The sequence below is a fragment of the Microcoleus sp. Pol17C6 genome, from assembly GCF_036701145.1.
In the GTDB taxonomy this organism is placed as follows: Bacteria; Cyanobacteriota; Cyanobacteriia; order Cyanobacteriales; family Microcoleaceae; genus Microcoleus.
The window spans coordinates 47,774-69,845 of the sequence record NZ_JAUBQH010000016.1 but is presented as its reverse complement, the minus strand read 5'-3'; the positions used below and the strand labels follow the sequence as shown (position 1 = coordinate 69,845).

Annotated in this window: 21 protein-coding genes; 8 read left to right on the top strand and 13 right to left on the bottom strand. The window is 46.0% G+C overall.

Going from position 1 to position 22,072, the window contains the following annotated elements; genetic code table 11:
• Positions 1-98: 98 nt before the first annotated feature.
• Positions 99-953 (top strand): ribosome biogenesis GTPase YlqF, encoded by an 855-nt coding sequence (ylqF, locus tag QUA25_RS10670; protein ID WP_333037427.1) that lies wholly within the window; start codon positions 99-101, stop codon positions 951-953.
• Between the two features lie 19 nt (positions 954-972).
• Here ylqF and QUA25_RS10665 read toward each other — a convergent pair whose 3' ends face one another.
• Positions 973-1,788, bottom strand: coding sequence for an MOSC N-terminal beta barrel domain-containing protein (locus QUA25_RS10665; protein WP_333037426.1), 816 nt, complete (start codon positions 1,786-1,788; stop codon positions 973-975).
• A 233-nt stretch (positions 1,789-2,021) separates the two neighbouring features.
• Here QUA25_RS10665 and QUA25_RS10660 point away from each other — a divergent pair, with 233 nt between their 5' ends.
• Positions 2,022-2,747, top strand: a complete 726-nt coding sequence (locus QUA25_RS10660) for a carbonic anhydrase (protein ID WP_333037425.1) — start codon at positions 2,022-2,024, stop codon at positions 2,745-2,747.
• A gap of 124 nt (positions 2,748-2,871) precedes the next feature.
• Here the strand turns inward: QUA25_RS10660 and QUA25_RS10655 are convergent, their stop codons facing one another.
• Complete coding sequence (locus QUA25_RS10655; protein ID WP_333037424.1) at positions 2,872-4,059, bottom strand: tetratricopeptide repeat protein; 1,188 nt, start codon at positions 4,057-4,059, stop codon at positions 2,872-2,874.
• A gap of 299 nt (positions 4,060-4,358) precedes the next feature.
• On the opposite strand from QUA25_RS10655, the gene QUA25_RS10650 reads away from it, so the two are divergent.
• On the top strand, positions 4,359-4,628 hold the full coding sequence (locus QUA25_RS10650; protein WP_333037423.1) for a GlsB/YeaQ/YmgE family stress response membrane protein: 270 nt from the start codon (positions 4,359-4,361) through the stop codon (positions 4,626-4,628).
• Positions 4,629-4,857: 229 nt separating this feature from the next.
• On the opposite strand, the gene sppA is transcribed toward QUA25_RS10650, so the two are convergent.
• From sppA to QUA25_RS10635, 3 genes are all read right to left on the bottom strand, one after another.
• Complete coding sequence (gene sppA / locus QUA25_RS10645; protein WP_333037422.1) at positions 4,858-6,678, bottom strand: signal peptide peptidase SppA; 1,821 nt, start codon at positions 6,676-6,678, stop codon at positions 4,858-4,860.
• 248 nt (positions 6,679-6,926) lie between these two features.
• Positions 6,927-7,976, bottom strand: coding sequence for a type 2 isopentenyl-diphosphate Delta-isomerase (gene fni / locus QUA25_RS10640; RefSeq protein WP_333037421.1), 1,050 nt, complete (start codon positions 7,974-7,976; stop codon positions 6,927-6,929).
• 144 nt (positions 7,977-8,120) lie between these two features.
• Positions 8,121-8,804 (bottom strand): SDR family NAD(P)-dependent oxidoreductase, encoded by a 684-nt coding sequence (locus QUA25_RS10635; RefSeq protein WP_333037420.1) that lies wholly within the window; start codon positions 8,802-8,804, stop codon positions 8,121-8,123.
• A 77-nt stretch (positions 8,805-8,881) separates the two neighbouring features.
• Here QUA25_RS10635 and QUA25_RS10630 point away from each other — a divergent pair, with 77 nt between their 5' ends.
• Entirely contained in the window at positions 8,882-9,991 is a 1,110-nt protein-coding gene (locus QUA25_RS10630; RefSeq protein WP_333037419.1) for an S-(hydroxymethyl)glutathione dehydrogenase/class III alcohol dehydrogenase, read from the top strand.
• A gap of 102 nt (positions 9,992-10,093) precedes the next feature.
• The gene (gene fghA, locus QUA25_RS10625; RefSeq protein WP_333037418.1) at positions 10,094-10,948 is read left to right on the top strand and encodes an S-formylglutathione hydrolase; all 855 of its coding nucleotides are present in this window, start codon (positions 10,094-10,096) and stop codon (positions 10,946-10,948) included.
• Between the two features lie 190 nt (positions 10,949-11,138).
• Here fghA and QUA25_RS10620 read toward each other — a convergent pair whose 3' ends face one another.
• A complete protein-coding gene (locus tag QUA25_RS10620; protein ID WP_333037417.1) occupies positions 11,139-12,053 on the bottom strand; it encodes a branched-chain amino acid transaminase in 915 nt (304 codons plus the stop codon).
• A gap of 291 nt (positions 12,054-12,344) precedes the next feature.
• Between QUA25_RS10620 and QUA25_RS10615 the strand changes: the two genes are divergently transcribed.
• Positions 12,345-12,713 carry a Lin0512 family protein gene (locus QUA25_RS10615; RefSeq protein WP_333037416.1) on the top strand — a complete coding sequence of 123 codons (369 nt, stop codon included), beginning with the start codon at positions 12,345-12,347 and terminating at the stop codon, positions 12,711-12,713.
• A gap of 461 nt (positions 12,714-13,174) precedes the next feature.
• On the opposite strand, the gene QUA25_RS10610 is transcribed toward QUA25_RS10615, so the two are convergent.
• Positions 13,175-14,014 (bottom strand): DUF4142 domain-containing protein, encoded by an 840-nt coding sequence (locus QUA25_RS10610; RefSeq protein ID WP_333037415.1) that lies wholly within the window; start codon positions 14,012-14,014, stop codon positions 13,175-13,177.
• Between the two features lie 71 nt (positions 14,015-14,085).
• Positions 14,086-15,072, bottom strand: a complete 987-nt coding sequence (locus tag QUA25_RS10605) for a hypothetical protein (protein ID WP_333037414.1) — start codon at positions 15,070-15,072, stop codon at positions 14,086-14,088.
• A 1,152-nt stretch (positions 15,073-16,224) separates the two neighbouring features.
• On the opposite strand from QUA25_RS10605, the gene QUA25_RS10600 reads away from it, so the two are divergent.
• On the top strand, positions 16,225-16,467 hold the full coding sequence (locus QUA25_RS10600; RefSeq protein ID WP_333037413.1) for a ChaB family protein: 243 nt from the start codon (positions 16,225-16,227) through the stop codon (positions 16,465-16,467).
• Between the two features lie 223 nt (positions 16,468-16,690).
• On the opposite strand, the gene QUA25_RS10595 is transcribed toward QUA25_RS10600, so the two are convergent.
• Positions 16,691-17,323 (bottom strand): hypothetical protein, encoded by a 633-nt coding sequence (locus tag QUA25_RS10595; RefSeq protein ID WP_333037412.1) that lies wholly within the window; start codon positions 17,321-17,323, stop codon positions 16,691-16,693.
• 248 nt (positions 17,324-17,571) lie between these two features.
• On the opposite strand from QUA25_RS10595, the gene QUA25_RS10590 reads away from it, so the two are divergent.
• Positions 17,572-18,291 carry an SAM-dependent methyltransferase gene (locus QUA25_RS10590; protein ID WP_333037411.1) on the top strand — a complete coding sequence of 240 codons (720 nt, stop codon included), beginning with the start codon at positions 17,572-17,574 and terminating at the stop codon, positions 18,289-18,291.
• Between the two features lie 181 nt (positions 18,292-18,472).
• Here QUA25_RS10590 and QUA25_RS10585 read toward each other — a convergent pair whose 3' ends face one another.
• From QUA25_RS10585 to QUA25_RS10570, 4 genes are all read right to left on the bottom strand, one after another.
• Positions 18,473-19,573: an iron-containing redox enzyme family protein gene (locus tag QUA25_RS10585; RefSeq protein WP_333037410.1), complete on the bottom strand. Its 1,101-nt coding sequence runs from the start codon at positions 19,571-19,573 to the stop codon at positions 18,473-18,475.
• Between the two features lie 172 nt (positions 19,574-19,745).
• Positions 19,746-20,360, bottom strand: coding sequence for a rhodanese-like domain-containing protein (locus QUA25_RS10580; protein WP_333037409.1), 615 nt, complete (start codon positions 20,358-20,360; stop codon positions 19,746-19,748).
• Positions 20,350-21,120 (bottom strand): sterol desaturase family protein, encoded by a 771-nt coding sequence (locus tag QUA25_RS10575; RefSeq protein WP_333037408.1) that lies wholly within the window; start codon positions 21,118-21,120, stop codon positions 20,350-20,352. Before QUA25_RS10575 ends, QUA25_RS10580 begins: the two co-directional genes overlap by 11 nt.
• A 23-nt stretch (positions 21,121-21,143) precedes the next feature.
• On the bottom strand, positions 21,144-21,779 hold the full coding sequence (locus QUA25_RS10570) for a type IV pilin-like G/H family protein (RefSeq protein WP_333037407.1): 636 nt from the start codon (positions 21,777-21,779) through the stop codon (positions 21,144-21,146).
• Between the last annotated feature and the right edge of the window lie 293 nt (positions 21,780-22,072).

The following is a 22,072-nucleotide window of genomic DNA, read 5'->3' as shown; positions in this document are numbered from 1 at the left end:
CTAACAACTAACTAATAACAACTAACAACTAACTAATAACAAAAGTCAAAAGTCAAAAGTCAAAAGTCAAAAGTCAACAGTCAACAGTCAACTAACTAATGAAAATTCACTGGTATCCCGGTCACATTGCCAAAGCTGAACGGGCATTAAAAGAACAGCTAAAGCGGGTAGATGTGGTGCTCGAAGTCCGAGATGCCCGCATTCCATTGGCTACTTATCACCCCCAAATGCCGAGCTGGGTGGGCGGCAAGCCGCGAGTCTTGGTCATCAACCGCATGGATATGATTACACCTCGATCGCGCGAGGCGTGGGAAACATGGTTTGAGGCCCAGGGGGAAACTGCGTATTTTACTAATGCCGAGCACGGTCAAGGAGTAGATGATGTGGCGGATGCCGTGCAGAATGCTGGGGTGCAGCTAAATAAAAGAAGGTTCGATCGAGGTATGCTGCCCCGTCCAGTCCGTGCAGTGGTGATGGGCTTTCCCAATGTCGGAAAATCTGCTCTAATTAATCGGCTGTTAGGGCGGAGAGTGGTAGATAGTGCCCGCAGAGCTGGAGTAACTAAATCGCTCCGATGGATTCGCATTTCTGATGAAATTGAATTATTAGACGCGCCTGGAGTGATCCCAACCCGAATTAACAATCAAGAAAATGCCATAAAATTAGCTATTTGCGAAGATATTGGCGAAGCAGCTTACGACAATCAGGTAGTAGCAGCAGCGATGGTAGATTTGCTGCAAGGGCTGGAGGCGACTGATGACACGTTGGTATCACTATCTGGTTTCAAATCCAGGTATAAATTAGATCCAGCATCTAGTAATGGTGAAGATTATTTGCACGAGGTCGCAAAAGACAAGTATAAAGGAGATGTCGAACGAACGGCGCGACAGATGTTAAACGATTTTAGAACTGGTGTTTTGGGTCAACTTTCTTTGGAGTTGCCGCCGGCTTGATCAGACTCGTAACCTACAACTAATCAGAAATGGTATTCAATAGAGAGTTGCTGACGGTGATAATTTGAACTTCGTCTCCTATGTGTAATATTTTTTCTGCTGCTTGAGGTGCGAGTCGCGTGTTAACTATCAGCCGACTAAAGTGATTTAAATGCCCTTTTTTTATCAAGTCAGGCATGATTTCCTTCTGCTTGGCTGTTAGTATATTTTTAAAATTTAGATCGCCTGCTTTCGCCCCATAGTTTCGCGTAGATAGGATACATGGCTGACCGGGATGAATAGCTTCAAATATTACTGTTCCTATTTTAAACCTCACAATTTCATCGGATTGTGAGAAAAGTTGGTCTTCCCAAAAAGCCGGGACATCTCCTATTTCAATATTAGCTCGCAAGCGATGGCGCATCTCGTTAACGCAAACTCTCGGAAACCAAGATGCAACTTCGGCAATTGTTTCGGTACTGATAATGCTTGGCCCTGGTGCAGCGAGATTGTCGGGAAAACCTGTCAGCAAGTTTTCAATTAACTTGACGGGGAAACCGAAGTAGCTGCTCAACCAAGATTCTATTCCCAACCGTTCTCTATCTACATGAAAAAATATTTCTTGTTCAGTGCCTTGAATTTTCAGACCGGCAATTCTCTTTTTGATGTCAAAGGATAAGCGTAGAAAACGGACTCCGCTGTTGTGCTTAGTGTTAACAAATTCTCCGGCTGCATCGCAGATTGCAAAAGAGCGATCACCTTCTAGAGCTCCGCTGGCTAGAATAGTTGCTTGACTGACTGCTATGCCGTCAAGGGACTTGACCGGATAGATATGAATGCTGGCGACGTATGACATTTCGAGCCATTGATAAAAAATAGTCGTTTTAGATACATTCTAGCATCCCTGTCCGCAGAAGGATGACTGCCGTTGACTTTACTAAATAAAATATGAATGAAATAAAAATGGGCTACTTTTTTGAAGTTTACATTGTGCCGGAGCAGCTTGTAAAGAAAAATCAAAGAAGTCTGACTGAGCTTGTGGTATATATTATGCTAACAAATACAAACAATTGAACCGAGTTGCAAGCAATGACTAAAAGCGAAAGAACAGGTATGATTTCGCGACGGAATTTAATGCTGAGGGCTGGTGCAGGGATGCTGGCGGCCAGCATTGCACCAGCGTTTTTACAAGCCGAAGCAGCAAAGGCAGAGGCAATCTCTGACATTACTCCTACTGACATTACTCCTAACACTGCTCTTAAGAAATTGATGGAGGGTAATCAACGCTACATTGAGCAAAAACGGACATTTCCCGACCAAGCTCGATCGCGAGTTGTAGAAGTAGCACAGGGTCAACATCCGTTTGCAACCATCCTGGCTTGTTCTGATTCGCGCGTTGCTCCCGAAATTATTTTCGACCAAGGATTAGGGGACTTATTTGATATTCGAGTAGCTGGAAATTTTCTCGACGATGTGGTTCTCGGGAATATAGAATATGCCACCTTAGAATTAGGCGTGCCACTATTAGTAATTCTGGGTCACGAACGCTGCGGTGCTGTCAAAGCAGCTTTAGATGGTAAAGCTGTTCCGGGTCACATTAGCACTTTGGTGGCGGCGATTAAACCTGCAGTTGATTCGACCAAAGGTCAAAAAGGCGATGCCTGGGATAACGCAGTCAGAGCTAACGTGAAAATGAATGTCAATCAGTTACAATCCTCCTCGCCTATTTTAGCTGAAGCAGTCAAAGCGGGCAAGCTTAAAGTTGTTGGGGGTCGCTACGATTTGGATAGCGGCAAAGTAGAGATAATTGCTTGATTTTGCTGGTAATTTTGAGAATTTTTAGGGTAGTGCCAAGAGTGCCTACCCTTGGGGAGCGAGGGGAAACCATCGGGGATTGCCCCTAAAATTTATTGGGCAACGATAAAGTAGATATGCAAGTTTAAAGTAAACCCATTTCTTGTAGTCCTCGGCGCAGGCGTTCTGCTTCAAATGGGCGGCGCTGTTCGTGAAGGGCGATCGCTCTTTTGAATTCTGCTAAACTTTCTGGCATTTTGCCAATTTTCAGCAAGGCTACTGCCAAGTTTTGATGAGCTTCCGCGTGTTCTGGATCGATTTTTATCGCTTGTCGGTAATAGGCGATCGCATCTGCTATATTTCCGGCTGCCTTCAGCGTCAGTCCTAAATTATAGTGACCTGCTGCAAAATTGGGGTCAATTTTTAAAGCTGCTTTGTAAGCTTTTTCAGCAGATTTCAAATCTCCTTCATCTTTGAACAAATTGCCCAAATTATTGTAAGCACCCAACTTGAGCGGCGGGAACACATTGGTATTAATTGCCGCTTGATAGTGTTCTTTTGCTTTGGCAAACTGCTGCTGCTGGCGATAAGCAATTCCCAAATGATAGTTCAGCTCGTAAACAATAGAATCATCTATGACCTCGGCAGTCAAGCCTTTTGTTAATAAATTAATTCCCCGCCCGATTTGCCCGGTTTCTACATACAAAGCGCCTAATTTGCTACAAGCATAAGCATCGTTTGGATAATAAGCAATATAGCGTTCCATTGCTGCTTGAGCTTTTTGGAATTTACTTTTTGCGGCGATCGCATCTTTTTGATAACCAGAGTGCCAAATCGCCACATCGGGGAGAGAAGCTATTTTCCATTGTGGTTCCCTCTGCAAAATCTCAGCCACGCTGTCGTCTACCATAGCGTGGTAAGGGCGAGAAAAGCGGATATCGAGGCGATTGCGAAACAAGCGCGACACTAGGGAATAGGGAGATTGAGAGGCACCGATTTCTTGGCGGATGAGATTGATTAGCAGCAGCCGATCGCTCGCAATTGCCTGCTTTATTTGAGGTAGAATCTCCGGTACCAAAACCTCATCGGCATCCAACACCAAAATCCAGTCGCCCTGGGCGTGCTTCAGACACTCATTGCGCGCCGCGGCGAAGTCGTCGCACCATTCAAAGTCATAAACCCTCGCCCCGGATTCTCGGGCAATTTCACGGGTGCGATCGCCCGATCCCGTATCCACCACCACCATTTCGTCCACAACACCCTTAACGCTGTCCAAAGTCCGCGACAGTGTTGCCTCTTCATTCTTCACAATCATGCACAGAGTCAGATCCATCGGGCGCAAACTTTCCTCGTTTCACAAAATTATTGTAATTTTTTTACCAGTAAAACACAAAAAGTCCCAGAAAAAATTCTCCTATTTCCCTTTTGCTTTGAGCATAAGTACCTTTGTTCCCTAGAAAAAGTGGGTTAACTCTTTTGAGATATTAAAAAGCCTCAACCTGGGACGATTGATGAGAAATTCTACCACTTTCGGTTCCTCCCTACGGTAGAGGTAAAGGCTCGATAGCGCTTGTTATTCTAAGAACATAAGACAAGGGACGAGAAAAGTTTAAGTATTCAGGAGAAAGAGAAATGGGAATTATTGCTTGGATCGTTTTAGGACTGATTGCCGGTGCGATCGCCAAAGCCATTTATCCGGGAACTCAAGGCGGTGGTTTTCTGGCAACAACAGGTTTAGGAATTTTGGGCGCCCTAGTGGGAGGTTATCTAGGTCAAGTCTTACTGGGGACGAGCGGGGGAGCATCCTTCGGAGCATTGACTCTACCCAGCATAGCTTTTGCAGTTGTAGGTGCGATCGTTCTACTTTTCATCTGGGGATTGTTAACTCAGCGTGCTGCATAACAAATATTGCCAATTCCCAGTCGATCGACTTTTAGGGTATTCATAAACCCGGTTTCTTCAAGAAGCCGGGTTTTTCAGTTGTTTGTAGGATGCCTCAGCCTACTTTTACCAAATCCGGGTTAAAAACCTCTATCAGACTCAGCGCTGGCAACGGTTCAAGAGCAAAACTTTCGTCCGAACAGAGGGGAACTGAAGAATAAAGGGGTAAAAATCCCGGACTTGGTATTAATTAATCAATCCGCAAATTGAAAGGCAAGCGAACATAAACCCCCTGCGGGTCATTCATCGACTTGATCACAGCCAATTCATCTTGCATTTTCTTAAATTCGGCCGTTAGCGGGTCGAGTTTGGTGGCTGGTTTCAAAACGTGAACGCCGGAAATTTTTTCCAAAATTCGCTCCTCCAAAGTGCGGCGTTTTGGATATTCTTCCAACTTCCAATCGTCGCCGAGTTTAGCTTGCTTAGCCGCCTCTCTGACAGCATCTTCAAGACCGCCAATTTCATCGACTAAACCCAACTCTTTCGCCGCCGTACCAGACCACACCCTGCCTTGAGCAATTTCTTGTACCTTGTTTTTCGGCAGTTTGCGGGAGTTGGCGACTTTAGTAATAAATCGATCGTAAATGCGATCGACTATCCTCTGAATATTCGCCAATTCTTGAGGATTTTTCGGACGGGAAACCGTGTTAGTATCCGCAAAGCGGGCGGTTTTCACAACGTCCCAAGTCAGGCCGTTGTTAGCAGCCAACTTTTCGGCGTTAAACAGCATTCCAAAAACGCCAATAGAACCAGTAATCGTATTGGGTTCGGCAAAAATGCGGCTGGAACCCATCGAAATCCAATAGCCGCCGGAAGCTGCTAAATTGCCCATTGAAACAATAACTGGTTTCTTTTTCCCCGTCAGCATCACTTCGCGCCCAATGACTTCGGCCGCCGTCGCGCTGCCTCCGGGACTGTTGACGCGCAAAACCACTGCTTTTACGTCGTTATCTTCTCGAATTTTCCGCATTTCTTGAGCGATGCGATCGCCTCCTACTTCAGTCGGGCCCCCTTCGCCGTCTACAATTTCTCCCTCGGCGTAAAGTATAGCAATTTGGTTTTTCTTGTTAGCGTGAGTTGAGTTTTTATTCTCCGCAATTTTCGCATAGTTTTTCAAACTAATTTGCTTGAAAGATTTGTTTTCGCGATCGGTTCCTGTGAGTTTTTTGAGTTCGGTCGATATTTCGTCAAAGTATACAACTTTATCAACTAACTTGTTTTTGAGAGCTTCGTCAGCCATCAAAGTTCCGCCATTATCTGCAAGCGCTTGCAGTTGCGGAACAGTCACTTTGCGGCTCGGAGCGACAGTTTTCAGGTATTCTCCCCACATATCTCCGAGCAACTTTTGAGTTTGCTGGCGATTTTCGGGACTCATTTTTGTGAGCAAAAACGGCTCAACGGCTGACTTGTATTTGCCGACGCGAGTCACTTGCACTCCGACGCCGTATTTTTCCAAAGCACCGGTGAAAAACATTCCCTGACTGCTAAAACCGTTGATTTCCAAAGCGCCGTAAGGATTGACGGCAATTGTATTAGCAACGGAACCGAGGTAATAATCTCGCTCATTCCAGTCCATCTGGTAAGCAAAAATGGGTTTTTTGGCATCTCGGAAACGCTGCAAGGCCGATCGAACTTCTTTGAGATTGGCAAACCCGGTGCTGCTCGAATCCGAGCTGCCTTCGAGATAAAGGCCAACTATTTTCGGGTCTTTTTTCGCATATTCGATCGTGTCTAAAACAGTCCGCAACGTTACTGTATCGCCGGAATCTTCCGAAAGCACTTCTTCAATCGCCGCGCCAGTGCTACGGCTCGGTTTGCTGTCGGTGATATTTGAAGAAAGGTCTAATACCAATACAGACTTATCTTTAACTTGCGGGCCTGAATCTTTAGACGACGATGCCGCCACAGCAATTAGCAGTACCAGTCCCCCCAATCCGATGCTGCCCAGCAGCAACATTCCTAGGAAGGTTCCCAGTAAACTTGCACAGGTATATTTTAGGAAATCTTTCATTAGATAATTGGTAATTAGTTATTAGTCAATAGTCAGTAGTCATTAGTTAGAGTATATCCGGTGAGAGTAGAATGATACCGAGACGAGCGTCCCGCTCGCACTGCAATCGGAATGATATTTTTCCGATGCCAGCGGAAACGATATTATGGGTAATTCCTGCAACTAGGATTTAGCAATTATCCTCTGTCATAGTTATTAGCTAATGACTTTTGACTGCTGACTAATGACTTTTGACTGCTGACTCACTTTTATCTTAACCTTTCCAAAACCCCAGATTGTTTTAGCTCATCCAAATTACCGCAGCCCGTACAGAACATCACGGTGGCGATTTCTGCAATTAAAGCCTCAGCTAGAAGGGCTGCGGCTGATTCCGATTCCGCAGCAGCTTGTAGAAACGGCCGCGCCAGTCCCGCAATATCCGCGCCCAGGGCGATAGCCTTCGCTGCATCCAACCCATTCTGCAATCCTCCCGAGGCAATCAGGGGAACATCCGGCGCTACGGCGCGGGTGCTGACAATGCACTCGGCTGTCGGTATTCCCCAGTCGGCAAAGGTTGCGCCCAACCTGCGCTGCTTACCATCTTTAGCTCGCTCTCCTTCTATTTTGGCCCAAGAAGTGCCTCCGGCTCCGGCAATGTCGATCGCACCTACCCCAGCGGCGAGCAATTTCTTTGCCATCTTTCCTGAAATACCGTTGCCGACTTCTTTAGCAATAACTGGTACTGGTAATTTAGCGCACAATTTGGCAATTTTATCTAGCAGTCCTTTAAAGTTAGTATCGCCTTCGGTTTGAACGCACTCTTGCAGCGGATTGAGGTGCAAAATTAGGGCATCTGCTTCTAGAATATCAATAATTTTTTGGCACTCTTCCAAACCGTAATTGTAGTTTAATTGAACCGCTCCGATATTGGCAAATAGCAGAATATCTGGAGCGCGACGACGGACGGCAAATGTAGGAGCGAGTTGAGGATTTTCTACGACGATTCGCTGGGAACCGACTCCCATTGCTAGTTTGTATTCTTGAGCGACATCGGCGAGGCGATAATTGATTGTCTGGGCTAATTCTGTGCCACCGGTCATCGAGGAAATTAGCAGGGGAACGGCTAGTTTTTTGCCGAGAAATGTTGAGGTTAAATCGATTTGGGTGCGATCGAGTTCTGGCAAACAGCAGTGTTCAAAACGGTAGCGTTCGAGGCCGCTGGTAGTTTCGCGAAATTGTACGTCTTCTTCGAGGCAAATCCGCAGGTGGTCTGCTTTGCGAGTTTCGGTTTGCGAGGGGGAGGTTAGCGGCAAGTTCACAGTTGCTATTTGGGGAAAGAGTTGTGATTTGGGAATATAGCAATTTTATTTCATTTTTGAATTTTTTAATGAACCGCAGAGAGCACAGAGGGCGCAGAGGAGAAGAAAAGAGAGATGTTCGCAAATGCTGCAAGGGTTGCTGTATTATCCAGGAACAGTCAGCGGCATTCCGTTATCTGAAGGTTTTAATTTTAGTAAAAAAGGAACTGCTTTTTGCACCCAGGCTTTGGCTGATGTGTAATTGGCCGCATCTTCGCCGAAACAAATGTCCAGCATATCTGTGTGAATTATCCCCGGATTTACAGGAACTGCTGCCATACCTGCGGGCAATTCTTGAGCGAGCGATCGCGTAAGTCCTTCTATTGCCCACTTGGAAGCGCAATAGGGCGCGACTTCCGGCGAAGTTGACCTTCCCCAACCCGAACTAAAGTTGGCAATTATGCCGCTTTTTCGAGCAATCATTGCCGGGACAAAGTGACGAATTACATTAGCCGTACCTTTAATATTAACATCAATTACCTGGGAAAATTCTTCGTTACTGACATTCCAAAGAGGCGCGAGATGATTAGCTACACCTGCATTATTAATTAGCAAATCTGGTGGCTCATTTTTTGCCAGGATTTCTGTTGCCCAAGCTTTTATTTGCTCGTCGTTGGTGACATCCAAACAAGTAAAATGATGGGGCGCACTATGTTTTTTGTTGAGTTTTTCCACCGCTTCGGAAGAACGGGCGCATCCCCAAACTGTATGTCCCAATTCAATAAACTTTTCGGTCATGGCAAGACCGAGACCGCGACTGACTCCGGTAATTACAATTAATTTGGTCATAGATTTGCTGAATTTTGACATTAAGTAATACAATACATATTGACTGGTGAATTGACAAATCGATCGCAGGAGAAAGCATGAAAGTAAAAGCAGCAGTTGCTCGCAGTGCCGGCCAACCTTTGAGCATTGAAACGGTGGATCTGGATGGGCCGAGGGCTGGAGAGGTGCTGGTGGAAATTAAAGCCACGGGTGTTTGTCACACTGATGCTTACACTCTTTCGGGTGCCGATCCAGAAGGCTTGTTTCCGGCTATTTTAGGCCACGAGGGAGCCGGGATTGTCGCAGAAGTTGGGCCGGGAGTAACGAGTGTCAAAGTGGGCGATCGGGTAATTCCTCTCTACATTCCTGAATGCCGCAACTGCGAATATTGTTTGAGCAAAAAAACCAATCTCTGTCAAGCAATTCGCGTGACTCAAGGCCAGGGAGTGATGCCCGACGGCACGAGCAGGTTTTCCATAGACGGGCAGAAACTTTACCATTACATGGGAACTTCTACGTTCGCTAATTATACAGTATTGCCGGAAATTGCAGTAGCAAAAATTCGCGAAGATGCTCCTTTTGATAAAGTTTGTTTGATCGGCTGCGGCGTAACAACTGGCATCGGCGCTGTCATCAATACGGCGAAAGTAGAACCGGGTTCTAATGTGGTAGTTTTCGGTTTAGGCGGCGTGGGTTTGAATGTAATTCAAGCGGCTCGCATGGTGGGAGCTAACATGATTGTCGGCGTAGACTTGAATCCCGACAAGCGAGAGATGGCGGAAAAATTCGGCATGACTCACTTTGTCAATCCCCGCGAAGTGGAAGGCGATTTAGTGCCTTATTTAGTAGATTTAACCAAAGGCGGAGCTGATTACAGTTTTGAATGTATCGGCAACATTAATGTGATGCGTCAAGCTTTGGAATGCTGCCACAAAGGTTGGGGTGTGAGCGTAATTGTTGGGGTAGCCGGAGCCGGTCAAGAAATTAGTACCCGCCCGTTTCAGCTAGTAACTGGCAGGGTTTGGAAAGGGACGGCTTTTGGCGGGGCGAAAGGCAGAACTGATGTTCCTAAGATTGTTGATTGGTACATGGACGGTAAAATTGATATTGATAGTCTGGTAACTCAGGTAATGCCGATCGACAAGATCAATGAAGCTTTTGATTTAATGCACAAAGGCGAAGTAATTCGCACAGTGTTGACATTTTGAGTTTGAGAAGGAAGAAGTTCGGCAACGGATTTTGTAACGGATGTAACGGATAGAACAAAGCTTAATCCCCAATTCCCAATTCGCAATCCCCAATTCCCAATTATGCTCTCTGAATCCCTAAAACTGCACAAAGAATATAAAAGTTTCGGTGGCAAACTCGGCTTTTATAGCCATCAATCCTCAAGCTGCAACAGCGAGATGAAATTCGCTGTTTATCAGCCGCCGCAAGCTTTATCTCACCCCGTACCAGTTTTGTATTTTCTATCAGGTTTAACCTGCACAGAAGAGAACTTTATGGCAAAAGCGGGGGCGCAACAATTTGCGGCAAAATACGGGTTAATGTTGGTTGCCCCCGACACTAGCCCACGCAATACTGGCATCCCCGGCGAAGATAACGATTGGGATTTAGGAAGTGGTGCGGGTTTTTATGTGGATGCGACAGCCACACCTTGGAATTCTCACTATCGGATGTACAGTTATGTGGTTGATGAATTGCCCAATTTAATCGCCGAAAATTTTCCAGCGATACCCGAAAAACAGGGAATTTTCGGTCATTCGATGGGCGGACACGGGGCTTTAATTTGCGGTTTGAAAAATGGCTCTCGCTATCTTTCAGTTTCCGCTTTTGCACCTATTTCCGCGCCAATGCGCTGCCCTTGGGGACAAAAAATATTTGGACACTACCTCGGTGGCAACAAAGATATGTGGAAGGCTTGGGATGCTAGCGAATTGGTGCTTGAGGCGAAATACAACCGCCCGATTCTGATTGACTGCGGCACTGCTGATTCGTATCTGGCTGACGGGCAGTTGTTGCCGGAAGTGTTCGCGGAGGCTTGTGCAAAAGCGGGACAGCCACTAACTTTAAGGATGCAAGAAGGTTACGATCATAGCTATTATTTTATAGCTACTTTTATGGAGGATCACATTCGCCATCACGCGGATGTTTTGTGCGGGTAGTTCCTAGCAGGAAGCAGGCAAGATGCCTGCTCCACAACAACTGGTTCTTAGGCTCTGCCTGGGAACCGATATCCAGAGGCTCTGCCTCGCATGGCTGCCATGGAATGTGGAGGCAAAGCCTCCTGATCTGCGTTACCAGGCAGAGCCTGGTAACGAGTGAACTCGCTTCTACGCTCGCAGGTATTTTCGGTTAATTAAGATTAATCGGAAATACCCAGTCTTTGTACTTGCTGTCGCGATTTTCGATAATCGCGGTGAGTTTGTCCAAAATCTTTTCGGTGATGGGTCTATTTTGGGGCAATTGATAGTTTTCTACTCGGTTAATAGGCGTAATTTTGGCGGCGGTTCCGCAGAGGAAAATCTCGTCTGCAATCAACAGTTCTGATTTATCAACTGGTCTTTCTGTTATTTCAATTCCTAAGTCTCTAGCGATAGTTATAACGCTGTCTCTGGTAATTCCTTCGAGAATATCTTGCTCGAAACCTGGAGTAACTAATTTACCGTTTCTGGCGACAAATATGTTCATCCCTGAAGCTTCGCTGACTTTTCCCTGAGTATTCATCATAATAGCTTCGTCGAAGCCTGATTGTACTGCTTCTGTTTTAGCTAATGCTGAGGTGATGTAAGCACCGCTAATTTTACCTCTTAAGGGCAAACTGCGGTCTTCTTGGCGGTACCAAGAGCTAATTCTACAGTTGACTCCTTCTTTGGGCAAATAGTCTGAAAGTTCTAATCCGTAGACAAAAAAGTCGGTTTCTACGTTGTGCAGTCGCGGGGCAATTCCTAAACTGGATGTGTAGATAAAAGGGCGGATATAAAATGATTTTGTGGGTTGGTTTTTCTGGACAAAATCAATGATTATTTGTTGGATTTTGCTGGCTGGTAAATCGCAGTGAAGGAAGCTGGCACTTTGACTTAATCTTTGACAGTGGCGGTCTAATCTAAATAGCAATATTCGATCGGCATTTTGGGGGTCGGGAATTCCCCGCAACCCGCCTAAGACTCCGGTTCCGTAGTGCAGTGCGTGGGTGGCTATGGAAATTTTGGCGTCGGTAAAGGGGAGAAATTGGTTTTGAAAGTAGGCAATTGGTAGAAAACTATCCATGATTCAAGCTGGCGATGAGTTTGGCAGTCCGCTAGGAAAGCTGAATTTGGTTATATTACCATAAGTTATACCATTTGAGATTTGAGATTGAGAATGGCTGATTTGATAAGGGTTTGAAGCTTGCTTACAGTTGGATTTTTTTTAGACTGGTATTATTCTTTTGTTGTTATAGCGATTGATAAAATAATATCAAAAGCCGTCTATTAGGTTGATAATTGTTTGGGGAAAGAGTGCGATCCTCTTCGAGGGCTTCGCTAACGACTACAAACAAAAATCCATCAAGGGGCAACTATGGCACGTAAATGTTTCATCATCGAAATGGGGATGGGGGTAGACCAGCACGGGCAGGAACCGACTGTAGCCTGTGCCAGGGCTGTACGGAATGCGATCGCCCACAATGCTTTGCTGGGGGTCTGGGAAGTGGCGGGTTTGACTGACCCGAATCAGATGATTGTTGAGGTTAAGGTGGCTGTTCCTTACCCGGAACAAGTGCGGGAACAGGAGGTGTTGGCGGTGCTGCCTTTTGGCAGCAAAACTCTGATTGTGGAGCAAGGAGGCATGATTGTGCCAGGAAGGGCGATCGCCTCTCTGAATGATAAAAATGATGAAATGCTAATCGCTGTGGCGGCTGTGAGTGTTTTTGTGGAAACTGAGGGCTAATTAATTTTGTGTAGTTTGAATAAATCGCCCGATCGCACTTGCTTGTTTCCGCGATCGGGCGATCGAACGCCTGTCTGTTAAAAAATGATTAATTTAGACTAAGTTGTAGCGTGTGTCAGAGATATGGCATGAAATATCGTAGAAAATCTGAGGCTTTAAGGCACCCTATAACTTAGTCTGTTCAACGGTAAGGTTTATTTGCGCCTACCTAGTTAATTTTGAAGTTTTAATGGATAATTTTTAAGTGTTCAGACGACCAGGTATGTAAGCAATCCAGCAAAACCCTACGATTAATAACAGCCACGTCGCTGTAATATTGCTGCCCAACAACCTGCGGAGAAAATCTTCCATTGTTCTCAAAAATTATAGAGTTTAAAAGAATCTATTGCTGTTCCCTCTCTGCTCGGCAAAGATAGAGTGCGATTGGCTTTTAGGCGATCGCACTCTACCTCCTGTACCTCCTATTGGGGCTGGCTGGTATCTGCCAACATTTGGTTAACCATTTGCAAGTGCGCCTGAAGGTTCGGCAACTTCTGGGTGGCCCAAGCCTTCAAGTCGGCATCTTGTCCCTGTTGAGATTGAGCCTGAAACAGAGAAATAGCCTGATTGTGGCTCTCGATCATAGCCTGCTTGTAAGCAGTGTCAAAACTTCTACCGGAGAGTCCCGAAAGTCGCTCCATCAAAGCTGTGTTCTGGCTGCTCATTTCGGTTGGCAGTTTTACGCCTTTTTGCGTTGCTACCTGCATCAGTTCTTGATTAGCCTGGGTGTGTTCGTCAACCATTTCTTGCCCGTATTGTTTCACACTAGCACTAGAACCGCGCTGCACTGCCAATCTGCCGAGTTCCACTTCGAGCATACCAAGTTGACCTGCTTGCATGACAAAGTTTCTGTCTTGGCTGCTGAGAGAATTAGGCGAAGTTTCGCCACCTGTTGGAGTGTTGGGAGAACGGCTGGGAGTGTTGTTGATGGGGCTATTTGGAGAACGGCCGGGAGTGTTGTTGCTGGGGGTAGTTGGAGTGTTGGGAGAACGGCCGGGAGTGTTGTTGGTGGGGGTATTTGGAGTGTTGGGAGAACCGCCAGGATTGTTGTTGTTAGGATCTGTAACAGAAGGTCCCGGAGAATTAGGATCGTTTAAGTCGCTATCAGCAAGCTCAAAAACTCGATCGCCCGACTGGTTGAAGCCGTGAGTCTGGCGGTTTAATTCTGCGAATCCCGGCACAGCTATCAAGGAACTAACGCCGGCAATTCCGGCAACTGTTACCAATTTTTTGAACAAACTTTTGCGATTGAGTGAAGTCATGAATTTCTAAGCCTCTAAGTTGTTTTCAAAAGTACATGAAGCGAAGCTATCCCCTAGGGAATCGCCCGAAACTACCGATGGGATGGTGTACTGCCTTTCCGAAACAAGTTGATCAAACCAAAGGCGCCCAAGGCACCCAGCCACCCGAAATTGTTGGGGCTATCGCGCCGAGCACTCAAAACTCCAGAATTAGTATCAGCCGGCGTCGATGTGGTATCGGTTGTACCGGTTGTACCCGTTGTGCCCGTGCCTGTCGTACCGGTTGTACCCGTTGTGCCGGTGCCTGTTGTACCGGTTGTACCCGTTGTGCCCGTGCCCGTCGTATCGGTTGTACCGCTTGTACCCGTGCCAGTCGTACCAGTTGTACCCGTTGTACCCGTTGTACCCGTTGTACCCGTGCCAGTCGTACCGCTTGTACCGCTTGTACCGCTTGTGCCGGTGCCAGTGGTATCGGTTGTACCGCTTGTACCCGTGCCAGTGGTATCGGTTGTACCGCTTGTACCCGTGCCAGTCGTACCCGTTGTACCGCTTGTACCCGTTGTATCGGTGCCAGTCGTACCGCTTGTACCGGTTGTATCGGTGCCACTCGTACCCGTTGTACCGCTTGTACCCGTTGTATCGGTGCCAGTCGTACCAGTTGTACCCGTTGTACCCGTTGTATCGGTGCCAGTCGTACCAGTTGTACCCGTTGTACCGGTTGTATCGGTGCCAGTCGTACCGCTTGTACCCGTTGTGCCCGTGCCAGTCGTACCGCTTGTACCCGTTGTACCCGTGCCAGTCGTACCGCTTGTACCGCTGGTACCGCTTGTACCGATGCCACTCGTACCGCTTGTACCGGTTGTATCCGTGCCAGTCGTACCGGTTGTACCGCTTGTACCCGTGCCAGTTGTACCGGTGCTTGTACCGCTTGTACCGCTTGTACCTGTGCCAGAACCGCCACCAGCACCGCCGCCAGCACCGCCCGACTGGGCTGAAGCAGGCACTGCTAAGGAAACCGTTGCTAAACCTAAAGTACAAGCGCTTGCTAAAACAACTTTCAACAATTTAGAAGATTTCATGGTAATGCTTGCTTTTGCATAGAGTGCTGCGATCGCTTGTGATGCCAAAACCGCAGGGTCAAATTGACAGCGTAACGTGCAAATTTTCTAACCTTCGCTGCGGAATAATGAAGGTAAGGGAACATATTTAGTCCCGTTTCCTGGATTGTTTCCCACGGAAAAATTAGACCGCCGCGTTAACAGTTTATAAGCTATTAGGTATCGTTCAAGTTCGCCATTCATCTTTAGGAATATTTGACAAAATGGCTTTTTATTTCAGGTGGTGGATGAAATTTGATTGAGCGGCCGACTAGCTCAATCAAAATTTGTGTACGGGGGATAAAAAGCGGGTTGATCTGAAAAATTTTGGGTTGAGTAACGAGACATATACGCATCAACCGGGTTTCTGAGACAAGCGGGCGGTTGTTCCTATAAATTTTCTCCGGTGGCTGGTGCTTTGAGAGAGAAATTATTGATTTTCTCACCGTCAATTTTGGGTTGGGCCTACGCCATAGGAGTTAGTTTTAAAATTTTTTGAGCGCTATTTTTCCTTAACTTGCTGCTGGCAATTTGGGCGCTGACAGAATACCGCTCAAACTTTCCCCGAAACTAAATTATCTCAAAACGCCCGATCGACCGTTTTGATTCGCCAAAACACCTGCGACGGCGCAACAGCAGGGCTTTGGACTGGATTTTGACTAGCCTAAAATAGGAAGGCGAACTGAGGGCTATCCAAGTCGAACCCGCACGAGATTACATTAACCAGCGGCGGCGCACTCGTCAGAATTGCTTGAGAGTGCGATCGGCTAAACTCTGATATAGTAAAGCCCACACTATGCCAGATAGCGCTTATTTTCTAACACATTTCACAAGCAGATATCAAGTATGCTGTATCGAATTATTGCCAGAATTGGCTATCTAATGTTCATCGCTTTTTCTAAATTCGCAAGTGAAAAAGCCGAAATCATATTAATGACTGTTTCAGAAAAGAAATTACCCAAACACGGCTGAACCAGCAACGGCAACTCAATTCTATAAGCAGTTCAAAAAAAATAATATTACATCTGTCGTCGGTATGAAAAAAAATGTGGTTTAAAACTGGCTTTTAGAGAGAGGAAAGGAGTGGGTTCTAGTATATAAGATTTAATTTGTGTTTAATAATTAGAGGTCATTATGCCAGAACAACAATTTGATACCTTACCTTCAGAAGCACAAGAACTCCCCCAAGGAGCGAAACAAATTTTTCAGGCCGCTTTTAAGAGCGCTAGTGAAGATGGAATGAGCGCCGATGGTGCTGCTAGCGTTGCTTGGAACAGCGTAAAATCTGAATACGTTCAAGGCGAAGGTGGTACGTGGCATCACAAGGGCGACGATACTAACCAAACCCGCAAATCTGTACAGTCTGGTGGCAATTAGTTATCAGCCATCAGTAATATCGTGTCCGCTAACATAACCCCTATCCGTTGTTTAGTGAGGGCTTCATTCCTCAAATTTTGAGGAGAAGGAAGAATCCTCACTATCAACCAATTGCAGTGACGTTATTCTAGCGGGCATGAGATCATCAGTCATTAGCAATGTACTCATCACTTTTGGTTAATGCTTTACCTTGATACCTGTGGGAATCGCGGTGGTACAGAAGTTAACGCAGTTTGTTAACCGGCTGGGCCATATCCCATTGCAATTCGGCTAAAACGAGCAAGCTAAATACCATTACGGTTCCCGTAAATAGGAAAGACCAACTGCCCGTGAAAGGCAAAATTAAAATCCCCAACAGGTGAAGTAAACTTGCAGCTAAAAGCGCGCGCGATCGCACTGCAAATCCCGTCCCCAAATACCCAATTCCGCTCATTCCCAACCACAGGGGACAGAGATTCGCCAACACTTTTCCCCAACTGAGAAAAATTGCTAAATCGGTTAGCAGCAATCCTAATAACATTAGTATTACCCAACCGTAAAGCACCCAAATCAGGCGTTCTATTTTGACCCAAGAGTATGTCATGCTTACCATTGCGGCTGTACCTACGAGGCTAAGCGCTGACCACAAACCTGCTTGCAGCATCCAACTCACAGAAAAAAATTGTGCTGTCCCGAATATGGGTATCAACAGCAAGCTCCACAGCAAGCAAGTTCGATCGAGACAAGTATAAAATTGCGAATAAAATCGATCTTTGCCAAGGGGAAACTGAACCTGCCACAGCCCTTCTAACTCCTGAACCTCGATGTTAAGCTGTTTCCGGCGCAGAGGCGGAACTGAATAATTAAAAAAGGTCATATCTGACACTATTAAAATTTACAATTATTAGCTTAGGTACTATCTCACCAGCAATCGCTCTAATTGCAATCTGTCAATCGGATTAATCTAGTTAATTGGATAATCTGCCGGCAGTAATAGTTATTAGATCGCACCAGATAACACAGGAAGAGATAGATTGCACAAGTTGATAAAATAGCTCTTGCGACAGATGGCTGGAATATTACTTATTCGATACTTTGAAAATAGTCAACTTTGTTACAGAATTTATGCTCACTTCATCCCATCCTCTGAAACAGGTATTCCACTGCCCGGAAGAATCGGATTTTTACGCGCACTGCTTGGAAAGTTTAGTGTTAAATGCTAGTGACAATTCTCGACTTATCGTAGAGTTTGGTTCAGGAGAGGGAAGTCCAGTTATTAAGTCTTTGTTGAGAAGTGATTTTGATGGGACAATACAGGGATTTGAGCTAAATAATGTAGCTTGGAAAATTGCTCAGTCTCAAATTAAGGAATATCAACTGAGCGAAAAATATACGGTCAACAATTGCTCTTTTTTTGATTCGCCTTTATACGAGTCGGCGGATTGTGTCATCTCAAATCCGCCTTACTTGCCGGCGGTGGATGATAAGATTTACCAGCCGCTGTTGCACGGTGGGAGTGATGGTTCGACAATTGCTAAGAAACTTTTATCTTTGGGCTGCGATGAAGTTTTGCTGATGGTTTCTAGCTATTCTAATCCTGTGGGTTTGATCGATTATGCCTTGGATCGAGGCTACTCGGTTGCGAATTTTGAAATTGCACCTTTAACTTTTGGCTATTATAGTTCGGAACCCAAAGTGAAAAGCGCGATCGCCACTCTCAGAGAACAGGGAATGGCTTTTTATTCGGAAAACATCTATCTGTTGGCTGGAGTTTTGTTTAAGAAGCACCAAAAGTCGCAAAGAGATTTGTCGATCGAGCTAATTCAGTTAATGACAGCATTTTAAAATACAGCGCTGGTAGCGTGCCTCTGAGATGTTGCACCATTGTCAGCAACAGGCAAGATGCCTGTTCCACAAGAAATAAACTCTTTGTGGAACAGGCATCTTGCCTGTTCCTCAAAAGCTTATTGAGAACGGTGCAAGATCTAGGGTGCATCAGTCTCTGACCCACCCTACGATATAGCTGTTAATTGTGTTCTGTGGCTTGGATCGATCGCACCACAGCAGCGCCAGCCCGATCGCCGATCGACTTCTCCTGATCGTACCCCAACACCAGCTCCCAAGCGTCCTGCGGGTATCTATCAACCAGCGGGATCGCCACTTCATCCAACATCCAGCGCCCGTGACGCTCGTCTTCTTTGATGTGCAGTTCCCAATAACCCATCGCAGCGTGCGAGAGGCCTAGACGCTGGGCGGCGGCTAGATAATTGCGGTAAGCGACGGGCCCGGCCACCTCAAAATAAGTTAGTCCGCCGTTGTAGCGCAGAAAATGGCGCTTGCGTTCCGTCAGCAGAAAGTTGTGATTAATGCTTGCGAGCACTTGCCAAGGCACTAAATCGAAGTACGCTTCCGGTTCTGTACTCATCCCGAATTCAGACAGCATTTGAGCAAAAAAGGTCGAGTGCTTGCGGGGGAGGCGACCGCCGCCGTATTCTTCGATCAGCACTCGCGTAAGGGTGCACTGAATTTCGTTGCCGGCACCGCCGAGGATGCGAGAAAGGCGGCTGGCTTCAACTAAACCGTCGAAGGACGCGATCGCCAGCAGGTGTTTGTATCCCTCTTCAGTCATCTGTTCCCGCTGGTAGCGATCGAGCTCAGTTAGCGGAGGATCGACATCGGCGGCGGCGCGATCGCGCAGGGCTTGCTTGACATCCGGCAATTTTTGCAGCGCTGCAACGTCGATTTGTGCGAGTTCCCACTGCTGCCAAGGTTCTTCAATGCGATCGCGCACGGAACGCAAATAGTGCGATCGTTCGTTATTGTAGCGGCGCAAATCGTCGTACCAAAACAAGTTGAGGCGGTTGATACGGTAAAGTACGCGCTGCAAGAAGCGGTGAGCGGCCTCATCGCCCGGTTGCTGTTGGTAAGCTGCTTGAATTGCATAGGCGATCGCGCTTTCAAAATCGCTGACAAGTAACGGTTTTGTCGCCACCGTCTTGTCTAAATCCTCGACTTCTAGCAAATTGACAAATTGGCGATCGGCTGCTTCGTAATTTGGGGGTGCGGGTTGCTTTTTGGGAAGACTCGGCGAGTCTATTTTGGGGAGTAAATCTGCCGTGTTTTGCATGGAATCAACTTATTATGACTTTGATTATTGTGCTGCCTGCCCAAACAGCCAACCGTTGCAGATTGCTGAGGATTCTGGCTAATTACTTTCAACATAGCGAATCAGTCAGCCGTATACACCCTTCCATTGATAGAGATTTGACAGAAATCAATTTAGTCACAACTGCCCCGATTCATTCCGAAAGCAGGGTGACTGACGGAGACTTTATCAAACTCCCCAAAGTAATTGGAGCTAATATCTGGGCATCTTTTTGAGCCGGCACTGCTTGCCGCCACGCTTTGATACCTCCTGAAAGGACAACAACATTCAGGCTAATATCCTTAATCTTATTAGTCTCATTTCCCGCAGATTCTTGGGAATACCGAGCGAGTTTTTCCAACTGTTTGTATGCTTTAACCGATCGCCCTCCTCTGGCACAATAAAGTACAATTAATGGCTGAGGTCGATCTGATTTAACCCTTGCTTTGACAATGGATTGCACCTGCTTGACACCGAACCCTAACTCAATATCAGTTAGGGGAACCAGCGGACTTTCACCGATGCGATCTTCCGCGTATTCTTCGGGCGATCGCACATCGATCAAAATCACTGGTTTCAACTTACCCTGCTGCAATTGAGCAACAGTTACTTGTTTCGTATTTAAACTGGCGATAAAAGTTAGGATGTCCATGTGATGAAATAGGGCAACTGCACCCACAGAAGCAACACTCGTCAAGCCAAAACCCATAATTGCCAGCAAAAGGCGAGAATAGCGATTAATACCTGGTTTTGCATTTTTATCTAGCATTTTTCATCATCCTTGAAAATGGATAGAACATTTGTCCGACATATCCAGCAGGTATAGAATCCGAGATTCCATATTTATGAGGCATTTTTTTTGCTGGCATATAGATAGTGCCAAATAGCAAATCTAACAGTGGCAACTGAACAGCAAAGTTTTTGTTGTTTATTCCGGGAATTTTACTGTGATGCCAGTGATGAAATTGTGGGGTTGCTACGAACCATTTTAAGATACCAAATTTTAATTTAATATTAGAATGAATTAAAAACGCGATCGCCGCCGAGTAAAGAGCATAAACCACTAAACTCTCCTTGGTAAATCCCAACCAGTAAAGAGGCATAATTTTGCAAATCTGAGTAAAGAGTTGCTCACAGGGATGCACCCGCACTGCTGCTAACCAATCCATGTGTTCAATGCTGTGATGGACTGCATGAAATTGCCAAAGCCAGGGTACTTCATGCAGTAGTCTGTGAGCGAAATAATATGCCATATCGGAAACGATAACTGCTTCTGCCAACTGCAACCATACAGGTTGAGAGGCTACTTTGCTTTGCAATTCCGGGTTGAGTAAATTAGTCATTAGCGACAAAATTACGGTCACAATAATAGCCCCGGATCTGCCAATAAAGTGACCTGTAAAAAAATATGTGGCATCGGTTGCCCATCCGAGACGGAATATCTTTTGCTTGTGCAAGGATAAGATTCTTTCGAGGGGAATGAAGATGGCCGCTAAGACGATGAAGCCTTTGACAATTTCAGGTAACATGAGATTCTGATTAATGTCGATATTTACTTAAATACGTCGCTACTACCAGCAGCGCAGACAGGATTACCATTCTGAAGGATAGGAGCAGACGGTTGGGTATTTCCAGGAGAATTTGCTGCACATAGAATGGATACAGTAGTCTTCTCTTTGTTAGCTGCTTGGGAAACAGGTACTAAAAATACAGCCCCGACATAGCTACGAAGATTATTGCTGCGGGCTACAGCATAACTAAACGCAGAATTTTTGGTAGATATGGTTGAATAGTTATAGTTGGTTGTCTGAGTTTTAATGCCGAGGCCTAGGGCATTAACGGAATTGGAAAATGCGCCCTCCTCGGCGTATATTGCTTGTTGACCTTTGTTCATTGAGCTAACATATTGTTTACCTTCTGATTGCTTCGCCTTGCCACCACAACCGACAAAAGAAGGGAGGGCGATCGCACCAACTATTATGCTGCCCAGAGGAAAGTAAATAAAAGTGATCCTCAGTAAGATTCCTACCCATGATTTACGTTTTTTGTCAGGGAGAATATTTTTTTCTGAAGATTCCGCTTTTTTATGGAGTGCATCGAGTTGAGGGTTTGTCTTAAGCTGCATGGTTGTTCTCGATACTGCTTGTTTGTTGAGTGCATCGAGTTGAGGATTTTTTTTAAGCTGCATGGTGGTTGTCCAAATGTGTTAGCAGAGTAGTTTTCAAGTGATTGACATACTCCCCACCGTAAACACATGGGGATTCTAGAGTCAAACAGCGAGTGCAGGCGTAGCTTGTCTAATATCGCCTAATCGAACAGTCGATGCCAAGAAATACAAGCAAGTTATTTTTAGCGTCGTTTTCATCCAGTCCATTGAGTGCGGTGGGGCTTGCAAACCTCGCCTACTGCGCCTTGCTTCTACTCTATTTTTATTAAATCACGTGGCTATTTGAGAACTTGAGTGAGTTCTCATCGACTTCT

What these genes read in the sequence shown, in the direction of transcription:
- ylqF (WP_333037427.1), top strand. Translation starts at nt 99, where the DNA reads ATGAAAATTCACTGGTATCCCGGTCACATTGCCAAAGCTGAACGGGCA.
- QUA25_RS10665 (WP_333037426.1), bottom strand. Translation starts at nt 1,788, where the DNA reads ATGTCATACGTCGCCAGCATTCATATCTATCCGGTCAAGTCCCTTGAC.
- QUA25_RS10660 (WP_333037425.1), top strand. Translation starts at nt 2,022, where the DNA reads ATGACTAAAAGCGAAAGAACAGGTATGATTTCGCGACGGAATTTAATG.
- QUA25_RS10655 (WP_333037424.1), bottom strand. Translation starts at nt 4,059, where the DNA reads ATGGATCTGACTCTGTGCATGATTGTGAAGAATGAAGAGGCAACACTG.
- QUA25_RS10650 (WP_333037423.1), top strand. Translation starts at nt 4,359, where the DNA reads ATGGGAATTATTGCTTGGATCGTTTTAGGACTGATTGCCGGTGCGATC.
- sppA (WP_333037422.1), bottom strand. Translation starts at nt 6,678, where the DNA reads ATGAAAGATTTCCTAAAATATACCTGTGCAAGTTTACTGGGAACCTTC.
- QUA25_RS10635 (WP_333037420.1), bottom strand. Translation starts at nt 8,804, where the DNA reads ATGACCAAATTAATTGTAATTACCGGAGTCAGTCGCGGTCTCGGTCTT.
- QUA25_RS10630 (WP_333037419.1), top strand. Translation starts at nt 8,882, where the DNA reads ATGAAAGTAAAAGCAGCAGTTGCTCGCAGTGCCGGCCAACCTTTGAGC.
- fghA (WP_333037418.1), top strand. Translation starts at nt 10,094, where the DNA reads ATGCTCTCTGAATCCCTAAAACTGCACAAAGAATATAAAAGTTTCGGT.
- QUA25_RS10620 (WP_333037417.1), bottom strand. Translation starts at nt 12,053, where the DNA reads ATGGATAGTTTTCTACCAATTGCCTACTTTCAAAACCAATTTCTCCCC.
- QUA25_RS10615 (WP_333037416.1), top strand. Translation starts at nt 12,345, where the DNA reads ATGGCACGTAAATGTTTCATCATCGAAATGGGGATGGGGGTAGACCAG.
- QUA25_RS10610 (WP_333037415.1), bottom strand. Translation starts at nt 14,014, where the DNA reads ATGACTTCACTCAATCGCAAAAGTTTGTTCAAAAAATTGGTAACAGTT.
- QUA25_RS10605 (WP_333037414.1), bottom strand. Translation starts at nt 15,072, where the DNA reads ATGAAATCTTCTAAATTGTTGAAAGTTGTTTTAGCAAGCGCTTGTACT.
- QUA25_RS10600 (WP_333037413.1), top strand. Translation starts at nt 16,225, where the DNA reads ATGCCAGAACAACAATTTGATACCTTACCTTCAGAAGCACAAGAACTC.
- QUA25_RS10595 (WP_333037412.1), bottom strand. Translation starts at nt 17,323, where the DNA reads ATGACCTTTTTTAATTATTCAGTTCCGCCTCTGCGCCGGAAACAGCTT.
- QUA25_RS10590 (WP_333037411.1), top strand. Translation starts at nt 17,572, where the DNA reads ATGCTCACTTCATCCCATCCTCTGAAACAGGTATTCCACTGCCCGGAA.
- QUA25_RS10585 (WP_333037410.1), bottom strand. Translation starts at nt 19,573, where the DNA reads ATGCAAAACACGGCAGATTTACTCCCCAAAATAGACTCGCCGAGTCTT.
- QUA25_RS10580 (WP_333037409.1), bottom strand. Translation starts at nt 20,360, where the DNA reads ATGCTAGATAAAAATGCAAAACCAGGTATTAATCGCTATTCTCGCCTT.
- QUA25_RS10575 (WP_333037408.1), bottom strand. Translation starts at nt 21,120, where the DNA reads ATGTTACCTGAAATTGTCAAAGGCTTCATCGTCTTAGCGGCCATCTTC.
- QUA25_RS10570 (WP_333037407.1), bottom strand. Translation starts at nt 21,779, where the DNA reads ATGCAGCTTAAAAAAAATCCTCAACTCGATGCACTCAACAAACAAGCA.